Here is a 9,453-nt window from a genome sequence, read left to right on the forward strand (position 1 = left end):
GTGGGGATCCCCTCCCTTGGCTAGACGGCAATCAACTTCTCTCGGTTTATGTTCTGCAGCACACTAAAAATGCTGTTGCCAATGCGCTGGAACTCTTTACTGCTTTTGTCGGCAAAGTGCAATACCCAAGGAAGCCTACAGGCTTGAAAACCACTGGCGGGATGAAGCTGGGAGAGATGGTAAGTTTGTATAGCCAGAACTTCCAAAGGAGTGTTGCCGTGTTCATGGACAACTCGCAGCGGTCTTGCGCTGCCAATTGGCACCGAGGACTTCTTAATGGGCTGGCTTGTTACGAGCATAAATGACCTTCGTTCATGGTCAAAAATGACAGTGCCCATTGCAGCGTCTCTATAGCTTCCTTTTTCCTCTCTTCCCATTCTGACTGTGCCACTTTTGCGCACTCCAACAATATCCACAGCAATCTTTTCTTTTATTAGTTCCTCAATTGTTTTATCAAATTCGCCTCTTTGAACTAAGCCATCCCTCATCAAAAGAACCTTTCTAGGGTATCGATGAAATTTGTTGTAGAATCTATTGACGAGCTTGGACACGGTTTGATAAATTGCCTCGCCGGAAAAAGTTTCTCCTCTTTGTATATCGGGCAACTCCCAGCCTAAGCTTTGACCATTGGCCAGTACCGCGAAGGCAGAGGTTCCGTAGTAAAGCTCTCGATTCGTCCCCACATCAAAACCAATGGTAAGCTCGGAGCACTCAGGATGATCGAGGGGTTCAAGCAACACGGGTTGCCACGCAGCTTTACACAGAAGTCCTAGTACGACATTTAGAGCTTTGTAGGGGTCAGCTCCAGGAATCATAAACTGAGTTGCTATTCCTGCTCGAAGTGCTTGCAAGCGGATCTTTTGCTTGTGCTCATTAGGCGACAAGGGCATGACAACCAGAACGGTTTTGATCCCTTTGTCGGCCCAGCTTTGCCAAAACCTCTGTTGAGCAAGGTCGCCTTCAGGCAAATCTTGACGGGTTGCGTAAAAGTCTATTTCAACTCTTGCTCCGCTCTTTTTAGCTACTTCAAGTAGGCACTTGCGAACCTCAGTAGGATACTCACGTTTATTATCGTCAAGATTTAGAAGTCCAAACTTTGTCTCGCCAACTCTTGCACATCCTTGGTACCTAACTCTGGCTGGGTTCTCGATTGCTTGATTGTTGCGACCCAGTAGTCTTGGCCTTGGCAGGATATAGCCCTCTATTTTCAGAGGCTGAATTCTCTCTTGAGCAATGGGAGATTTGTAGATTCTTCTTATGATAGTCTCTGCAACTTTTTTAGACCCTTGAAGTCTATATTCTAAACTTTTTCTAGAATGCTCGATGACCGAAGCACTGACTTTTTTACCAGGATTTCTAGCATCTTCTATGCTGGCCAGTATCTCCAAAGTTAAGACAGGCGATAGCCTTCGAGACAGATGGGGAAAACACCCTCGACCTGAAGATACTTCGACTACCCAGGAGCTTTCCACTTCCTCTCTAGGTGCACTGTGCTTCTGCAAATGATACTCCGCTAGACTCATGTTCAGCTCTGGCAATTGAATCTCCCACGGCGACTGTTTGGAAAGGATACCCAGATATTCCCAAGTCTGGCGTTTATCGTATGTATTCTGGACCCAATGGATCGGGACATCTGGATATTTATCAAGCCACTCATGCAAGGTCCATGGCGTGTAGAAATGGTACTGAACATCTATCTCTATGTACAGCTCACTGTCCTGGTTGACAACAACATCTATTCTTCTTCCTTCGTGGATTTTCCAACCCTCTCCACAATCAACTTCTTCCTTCTTCCACCAAAGTAAGCTGCCTCCTGATGTTTCAACTTCGGTTTTCCCAGAGTATAAAGATTTGAGACACAGCCGTAGCCTCCTACGCTCAAAGCTTTCGAGGGCATCTTTTTCTTGGACATTGGTGCAGTTTAGAACTCTCTGTCCAATTTCCTCTAGTTCCCCGTCCTTTGTCTTAAGTTTATCGGGGTCAACCTTTTCCCGGGCTATAATGCAGCCCTCTAGAGGAACAGCCACTACACCTAGCTGATTACAAACCCTTGCGAGGGCTTTGTGCTCTTCCCCCGGAGCGGGGAGAGGGTTTGGCTTGCAATGGTATCCGTAGAAGGTGAGATCCTCCTGAGTTAGCCTCTTAACGAAGAAGCGATTAAGAGTAACCTCAACTTTCTTCTGGAGTAAATTCATTGGCAGACTCTAGTTTCAAGTTTCTCTCTAGGATCTCTAGGATAAGCTCTAATTCTCCTGCTCTTCACGAGGGATCTCCAAACAACCCTGGCGGAGCCAAATCTCTGCTGATCGCCTCCGCCTGAAACCGACCGCTCATGCCCACCACCTGCCACTCGGCGCTGCGATTTCCCTGGCGGAAGCGCAGCCGTCGGGCTCGCAACGGCACCACTTCTACGGCTTCTACCAGAAATTGTTGGTATTCGCCCAAATAGTCTCGGTAATCCGGGGGCAAGTCAGCGCTGCTGTTGATTTGAATCCAAAACACCCGTCCTGCTTCGTTGCCATAGGCGCGGATTTGTTCCTGGCCGCGGTATTGCTCCACCCCGCGCAGCCGCTGTCGTCCCACCTGCACAGACTCAGCCCACTCCGGCAAGGGATCCCCCAAGCTGATCGACCAAGCCGGCCCGCTCAGCCCTAGCCAACAGAGCAGCAGTAGCCCCCAAACCCAAGGCCATCTGTGCAGCGTGCTGTTCCCGGTTTTCAAGGCTCGGCCGAACATGGCAAGTTCTTCTCCGCAAGTGATCCCAATGCTTTTGGATGTTGAAAACAACTTCGTCTCAACGTAGGCGAAAGCCGATCCGACCGCCTTCAATATCAAAGGCAACGTCGGCGTTGAAAAACAGTGGCATGCCCAACAGTTGCACTCCTTGGTTGCCGTTAACAAAAATCCGATCCCGGCTGGGCGTAATGGGAAAGCCAACCCGAATGCGGTAGTCAAAAGCCCCCTCCAGCACAGCTCGCCATTCAGCGCCGGGGGGCAAGGTCGAGGTGGAGAAAGGAGCTGCCCCCAACAGCCTGACATTGAGAAAAATGTCGGAAGAACCACTGTCAAAAACGGTGGGGCTGAGGGCATTTTGAATGGAAGTGTTGCTAATGCTGTAGGCCACTTGCAAAGCCTCATCCCGCCAGATGGGTGTGCCATCGGGAAAGCTTCCCACCTGGGGAAACTGCCGGAAATTGAAGCCGGCGGTGTTGGCAGCCGTTAGGCCAACCGTGAACAGGCCCTGGGTGGAGTTGAAGCCCCCCGTTTGAATAATGTACCCAGAGCGGAAATTGCCCGGAAGACGGGTGAGCGGGCTAAACAGCTCCCGGTTGGGGCTGCGCTCATCCAAGGATGTGCCTAGGATCCCAGCAAAAGGCCGTCCTGGCCCAAACAGATTGTCGGAACAGTTGGCCACCAGTGGCTCCACGCAAGTGATTTGGTCGATCAACTGAATTGTTACCGGCTCTCGACTGGGGATCCCGCCTATGCTGAAGGGGGCGCGGGCCAACACCCCGATAAATTGCGTGCCATCTCCGAACGTCACAGTGGAAGGGATCCCCGTCCGCTCCAGGCCAAAGCGACCTGCTGCTGTCGCTATGATGCGCAAACCTGCCGAGCCGGTATCCAGTAACACCTCAGCTCCGCTCCCGGCCACCCCCACTGTCAGGCCCAGGAGCTTGAAGCGGCTGTTGCCCAGGGTACGCACCGGCATGGGAATCGACTCGGTTCCCGGCTGAGGCGGGAGAGGGATCAACGCAGGGGGGGAAGCTGCAGATTCCCCCTGGCCAGAACAGCCGGCACCGAGCAGCAGCAAGGCCAAGATCCCAACTAGGGCGATTGCCATTCCCCAAGGGCTGTGCCAAGCCCGCCCAGACCGTGGCTCATTCTTTGGGCTTGACCTCACCTGCATTGAATACCCACACTGAATTAAAAGGAGCCTAGCCCGGTTGCAACCGGTAAACAGCACGCTCAAACCTGGGGGATTTGGATCCCGGCCAAGGACAGTGTACACAAAGCTGGCTGAGGGAGAGTGCGCAATAGCGCTGTCAACTGTGGAGTTGTGGGGCTGGATGGGCTGCAGCCTACAGCATTAGCTCCGCCTGCCAATCGACCACTTTTTGGAAGCGAAAAGCGCCTGCCAGGGCTCCCCAAACCTGCTGGTGGGTGATGGGATCCATCCCTCGGTCATGGCTGCAAAACTCGCTCTCGCTCAGGTGCAAGGTGGTCTGCAGATAAGTGGTTTGGCCGTTGCGCACCACGCAACACCGGCACCCCGGCTCCGTCACGCCGACAAAGAGGGATCCCTGCCTCTTCACATGCACATCACACCCCTCTAGATAGGCTAGGTCGGCAGCCTGCAGTTGACTCAGTTGGTCTGCCCTTTCCCGAGCACAGCCCCGCCACCGCTGCGGCTCCAGAGGGCGGTAGTTGCGAATCAGGATCCCAGCGCTTGCCTGAGTCAATTCCACCACCGCCTGCCGATAGGGATCTTCCAAATGGCCACTGTAGGCTTGCTCCACATAAAAGCCGATCCCGCCCAAAACTTGGGCCGGCAAGGGGCGGTAGGCCACTCGGATTTGGGCAAAAAACGGTGGATTCTCCCAGGCTTGCTCTTGGTTGCTGAAGTCTCCTGCCAGCCAACGCGCCATCTGCAGCAGCTCTGGGGAAGGAGTGCGATCCAACCCAATAGGCATAAGCGGGCATCCAGAACTTCTGTAAAAGGTGTGTACCGAAAATCTTAGGGAATCGAAGAGAACCTTCTCAGATTTTGCCCCAACCTCAGGCCCGACCGAGGATTGCAGCAAGTGTTAAATTATGTATCCTTTATGAGAATGTTCGCTCCGATACTGAAAATGGATCCCTTGCAAGCTGCAAAGCCGCGATCGGGGCTGACATCTTTGTTCATATTGTAAAGCTAGGCAAAGAAACATTCTCTTTTGTAAAAAACTACTCCCGCGAAGGACAGGGAGAACAGCCTGGGATCCGAGATGGGAAGCAGGTTGGAAACCGATCTAAGACCTTTTGCGCGAGGTAAAGCCGATTTACATTTTTTGATTTCATCGCTTCTTGCCTTCGCGGTAGAAAAAGACTGGAAACAAGGCGAGCCAGCTTCTCCTCGTCTGCCCAGTTGAGGTTGCTAGCAGCGGCTGAGGCTCCTTAGCCCAAGTCCGATCCCTTGGATGAAGGCCTGGATCTGGGAGCGAGCTTCGCTTGCTCATCTTGGTTCTATCGGCTTCGATCCCGTCGGCGGTTCTGTGAGTTAAACAGCACCTCTCGGCACTGGGGATCCAAGCGGTGTTGCATTCCTGGCCGGCAGGTGCTCTCTTGTCCGCTGCAGGGAATGTGGATTCATAACCTCTTTTACTTTCGCTAGGGAGATTCAAAACCATGAACGATGTATTTGGCAAAGTGGTTGCACAAGCTGACTCCAAAGGCGCTTTTTTGGGAGAGAACGAGTTTGCCGCTCTCCAGCAGGTAATTGCCGAGGGGAACAAGCGTTTGGACGCTGTGAACCGCCTCACCAGCAATGCCTCCAAGATCGTGACCGATGCCATCCGTCAGTTGTTCGCCGAGGAGCCCAATTTGAACGCTCCCGGTGGTCCTGCCTACCCCAGTCGTAACGTAGCCGCCTGTATGCGGGACATGGACATTATTCTCCGCTACATCACCTACGCAGTGGCAGCCGGAGATGCCAGTGTGCTGAACGAGCGCTGCTTGAACGGCCTGCGGGAAACCTATCAAGCCTTGGGCACCCCCGGTAGCTCGGTGGCCAACGGCATCCAAAAGATGAAAAAGGCTGCGGTGGCGGTGGTAAACGACCCCAACGGCATCACCCGGGGCGACTGCAGCGCTCTGATTGCCGAAATCGAATCCTACTTCGATCGCGCTGCTGCTGCTGTGGTTTGATCCCCTTTGGGCTGAAGTTTCTGTTGTGTCCGGATCCAGTTGCGAAGACCTCTCTGGGATCTAAGACAACTCGGGTTGGCAGGGGATCCCTGGAAAAGCAACTTTATTTTGCAGCGATTTTGCAGTTGAGACTTTGCAGCTTTGGCCTTGTTCTTTGCATTGAGCTTGAGTTAAGTAAAGGAGCGTTTTGAATCATGCAAACCCCAATTGTTGACGCCATCGCCACTGCCGATAGCCAAGGGCGCTACCTGAGCAACAGCGAATTGCAGGCCATCAATGGCCGTTTTCAGCGGGCTGCCGCCAGCATGGAAGCCGCTCGAGTTCTGAGCAGCCGTGCCGACGAGCTGGTGCGCGGTGCCACCGAAGCCGTTTACGCCAAGTTCCCCTACACCACCCAACCCGGTGGGCAGTGCCACACCCAAGCTGGCAAGGACAAGTGCGCCCGTGACGTGCGCCACTACCTGCGCTACATCACCTACTGCTTGGTAGCCGGTGGCACCGGTCCTCTGGACGAGTATCAGTTGGCCGGGATCCGCGAAATCAACGCCGCTTTTGAGCTCTCCCCCAGTTGGTTCATCGAAGCCCTGCGCTACATCAAAGCCAACCACGGCCTGACCGGGCAAGCGGCCACCGAAGCCAACACCTACATCGACTACGCCATCAACGCGCTCAGCTAAACCCTTGGCTTGGGATCCCTCTAAAAGGGCGACGCCGGCTAGCCAGTTGGCTCATCCCATAAACCAGGGGGGATGGCGAGGGAAGGTTGTTGAGGGCAACGGTGGTGAGCCTGCTACGTTGCGGAGAGATACGTTTGACCACGTGGGTTTGCGGATCAGTCTCCCCAATAGGAAGGCGCCACTGTTGCTCTTCTGCAGCTTGGGGCTGCCGATTTTTGATTTCTAATTTTAGTTTTCGATTTCTACAGTCGTTTCAGGCTAGGGTGAGACGCCTGGGCTATTGATCGCGCCAGCGGGACGGAGTCCTTGAAAAGCCTTTTGGCCCCCTGCATTATTGCTCCGCAACGCCGACGCGACGACGCAACCAACACTTTAGGTGTGGGTGCAATGTCCTAGCTTGAATCGAAATGACCCTAAACGCAAGCTTGTTCTCAATCTGTGTCCATTCAGTTCAATCGGGGGAATTAGCATGAGTGCAATTACAGCGGCAAGCCGGATGGGGATCCGGGGCATTACGGAGACCACCCCACTGGAGTTGCGCCCCAACGCCAGCCAGGATCAGCTCAATGCGGTGCTGCGGGCCATCTACCGTCAGGTGCTGGGCAACGACCATTTGTTTGGGGCCGATAGGAAGGAGCTAGCCAGTGCGGAATCGCTGCTGCGCCAGGGCAGCCTGACGGTGCGGGAGTTTGTGCGATTGATCGCCAAGTCCGAAGCCTACAAAAAGCGGTTTTTCTACCCCAACTCGCAAACCCGGGCCATCGAGCTCAATTTCAAGCATCTGCTGGGACGCGCTCCCACCAGCCCCAAAGACATCGCCCGCCATTTGGACATCTACCAATCTGGCGGCCACAGCGCGGAGATCGATTCCTACATCGACAGCCCAGAATACCTAGAAGCTTTTGGAGACAACATCGTCCCCTACCCGCGTGGGTTTGAATACCGCAAGGCTCATTCCACCCGCGACTTTACCAATCTCTTCGCTCTCTACGGGGGCTACGCCAACAACGATCGCTCCCAAGGGCCCAGACCCCGTCTGATGATGCCTTTGGCCACCGGGTTTACCCCGGCCATTCGCCGCATTGGGGTGCGGGGCCTGCTGCCGCCCAGCCCCATTTCCAAACACCTGGGGCCGCCAACGGGCCAGTCGGATCGCATGTTCTGTGTGGAAGTGACCCGACTGCTGAATCCGCCTTCGGCGCTGGCCACTTCCAGCCGAGTGCGCAAATCCAACCAGCAGATTTTCGTCTCTGTCGATCAACTGTCGGCAACAATGCAGCGGTTGCTCAAATCGGGCGCCAAGATCGTCAGTGTCCGCAGCGCTTAATCCCTTCTCGGTGTCTTCTCCGTTGTCGATTCCATGACCACTGCTGTTCCTCTGGATCCCAATCCGTCGGTGGATCTCACCCCGGCTGGACAAATCGCCAAGCTGCGCCACGGGGATCCAGGGGAACGCTACTATGCGGCTTGGTGGCTGGGGCGCATGCGCATTGCCGAAGGGATCCCTGCCCTGATCGAGGCCCTGGCCGATGAAACGGATCGCACCGCTCAAGGGGGATATCCGCTGCGGCGCAACGCTGCTCGTGCTTTGGGTAAACTGGGATCCCTCGCCGGGATCCCTCCCCTGAAGGCGGCTTTGTCTTGCTCCGATGGCCAAGTGGTGGCAGCGGCTGCCCAGGCGCTGGTTGAGATTGCCCTTGCCAACAACCTCCATAGGGATCCCGACGAAGTGGAAAAGCTGGGATCCGCTTTGCTGGAAGGGCTGCGCCGTGTGGAGCGAGGACTGCAAACAGAAGCTCAAGCCGCCCTAGAGGCCATTATCGAGGCTCTTGGACAACTGCAGGTGGCTGCTGCCCTGGAGCCAATTCGTCCTTACCTAGAGCACACTTCCATTCGCTTGCAATGTGCGGCGGCGCGGGCCTGCTATCGTCTCACCGGGGATCCGGCCTTTGCCCAGCCTCTGCTGTCGGTGTTGGATCACGACAACATCCATCTGCGGCGGGCTGCCCTTTTGGACTTGGGGGCCAGCGGCTATTTGCCGGCAGCACAGGCCATTGCGGCGGCGGCGGTGGAGGCCAACCTGAAGCTCCTCGCCCTCAAACAGTTGGTGGAGATCAACCTGGAACAACATCAAAGGATCCCCGGTGCTGAGCTGCAGCAGGTGCTCCGGCTGATCGACGAGCTGCTGTGAGCGGTGGTGCTTCTGGGCCCTTGCTGTTCACATTAGCGGGACGGAGTCCTTTGCAACTGACCTATCAAGGCATTGCCCATGAGTTTGTGTATCCCTCTGCAGCGATTCAAAGCCGTCAGAATCTGTCCGCTCGGCACCAGGGTTGGGCTCCGTGGCTGTAGCACTGCCTCAGTCTTTTGCCTTCCCGTATCGAGGTGCCGCCCTCAGTTTTGGAGCAAGGGCAACAGCAAGGATCCCTGAGGTGCAAGGGATCCCCTCAAGTTTCCTCTCGAAAGCACTTCATGACCTTGGTCGAGGAAACCCATCGGCGGAACCTGCTGCACCGGCTGCAGGAGCGCATCCGTTCTGCTCAAGCCCGTGGGGATGAGCATCTGTTGCAGCAACTGGAACAGGAACGGCAACTGTTGGCCTGACAAGCTCGCTGCCTGCCCAAGGGATCCAGCTAATGCCCGACAATTGCCCAGAAGGGTTCGATATTCCCGATAATGGGAAGCGGCTCCTGGGATTCAAAGAGGGATCCGGGATCAGCTAGAAATCGCAGGAGCCCCGCACTGTACCCGTAGGGTCAGTGTCGGGAGGAATGCGAGGTTACAATAGAACTATGACCCAAGTCCTGACCGTCTCCTGCAAGCTCAAGGTGTCCCAGTCGCAGGCCGCCAAATTGGACGCGACTTTGGA

Annotated in this window: 9 protein-coding genes; 5 read left to right on the forward strand and 4 right to left on the reverse strand. The window is 55.1% G+C overall.

The window, feature by feature from the left end:
- Positions 1-20 precede the first annotated feature (20 nt).
- From NW828_RS08580 to NW828_RS08595, 4 genes are all read right to left on the reverse strand, one after another.
- The gene (locus NW828_RS08580) at positions 21-2,195 is read right to left on the reverse strand and encodes an argonaute PAZ domain-containing protein (protein WP_414383237.1); all 2,175 of its coding nucleotides are present in this window, start codon (positions 2,193-2,195) and stop codon (positions 21-23) included.
- A gap of 64 nt (positions 2,196-2,259) precedes the next feature.
- Positions 2,260-2,736 (reverse strand): hypothetical protein, encoded by a 477-nt coding sequence (locus NW828_RS08585; protein ID WP_414341950.1) that lies wholly within the window; start codon positions 2,734-2,736, stop codon positions 2,260-2,262.
- Between the two features lie 58 nt (positions 2,737-2,794).
- Positions 2,795-3,814 (reverse strand): hypothetical protein, encoded by a 1,020-nt coding sequence (locus tag NW828_RS08590; RefSeq protein WP_414383239.1) that lies wholly within the window; start codon positions 3,812-3,814, stop codon positions 2,795-2,797.
- Positions 3,815-4,082: 268 nt separating this feature from the next.
- Positions 4,083-4,694 carry a chromophore lyase CpcT/CpeT gene (locus NW828_RS08595; protein ID WP_414383241.1) on the reverse strand — a complete coding sequence of 204 codons (612 nt, stop codon included), beginning with the start codon at positions 4,692-4,694 and terminating at the stop codon, positions 4,083-4,085.
- A gap of 694 nt (positions 4,695-5,388) precedes the next feature.
- On the opposite strand from NW828_RS08595, the gene NW828_RS08600 reads away from it, so the two are divergent.
- The 5 genes from NW828_RS08600 to NW828_RS08620 all read left to right on the forward strand — a co-directional run bounded on the left by NW828_RS08600 (position 5,389) and on the right by NW828_RS08620 (position 9,188).
- The gene (locus NW828_RS08600; RefSeq protein WP_011434282.1) at positions 5,389-5,907 is read left to right on the forward strand and encodes a phycocyanin subunit beta; all 519 of its coding nucleotides are present in this window, start codon (positions 5,389-5,391) and stop codon (positions 5,905-5,907) included.
- A gap of 194 nt (positions 5,908-6,101) precedes the next feature.
- Complete coding sequence (locus NW828_RS08605) at positions 6,102-6,584, forward strand: phycocyanin subunit alpha (RefSeq protein WP_011434281.1); 483 nt, start codon at positions 6,102-6,104, stop codon at positions 6,582-6,584.
- A 469-nt stretch (positions 6,585-7,053) separates the two neighbouring features.
- Positions 7,054-7,911, forward strand: a complete 858-nt coding sequence (locus NW828_RS08610; RefSeq protein ID WP_414383243.1) for a phycobilisome rod-core linker polypeptide — start codon at positions 7,054-7,056, stop codon at positions 7,909-7,911.
- A gap of 33 nt (positions 7,912-7,944) precedes the next feature.
- Complete coding sequence (locus tag NW828_RS08615) at positions 7,945-8,775, forward strand: HEAT repeat domain-containing protein (RefSeq protein WP_414383245.1); 831 nt, start codon at positions 7,945-7,947, stop codon at positions 8,773-8,775.
- A 176-nt stretch (positions 8,776-8,951) separates the two neighbouring features.
- Positions 8,952-9,188: a hypothetical protein gene (locus tag NW828_RS08620; protein ID WP_414383247.1), complete on the forward strand. Its 237-nt coding sequence runs from the start codon at positions 8,952-8,954 to the stop codon at positions 9,186-9,188.
- The last annotated feature ends 265 nt before the right edge of the window (positions 9,189-9,453 follow it).

This window comes from Synechococcus sp. W55.2 (assembly GCF_047461635.1).
In the GTDB taxonomy this organism is placed as follows: Bacteria; Cyanobacteriota; Cyanobacteriia; order Thermostichales; family Thermostichaceae; genus Thermostichus.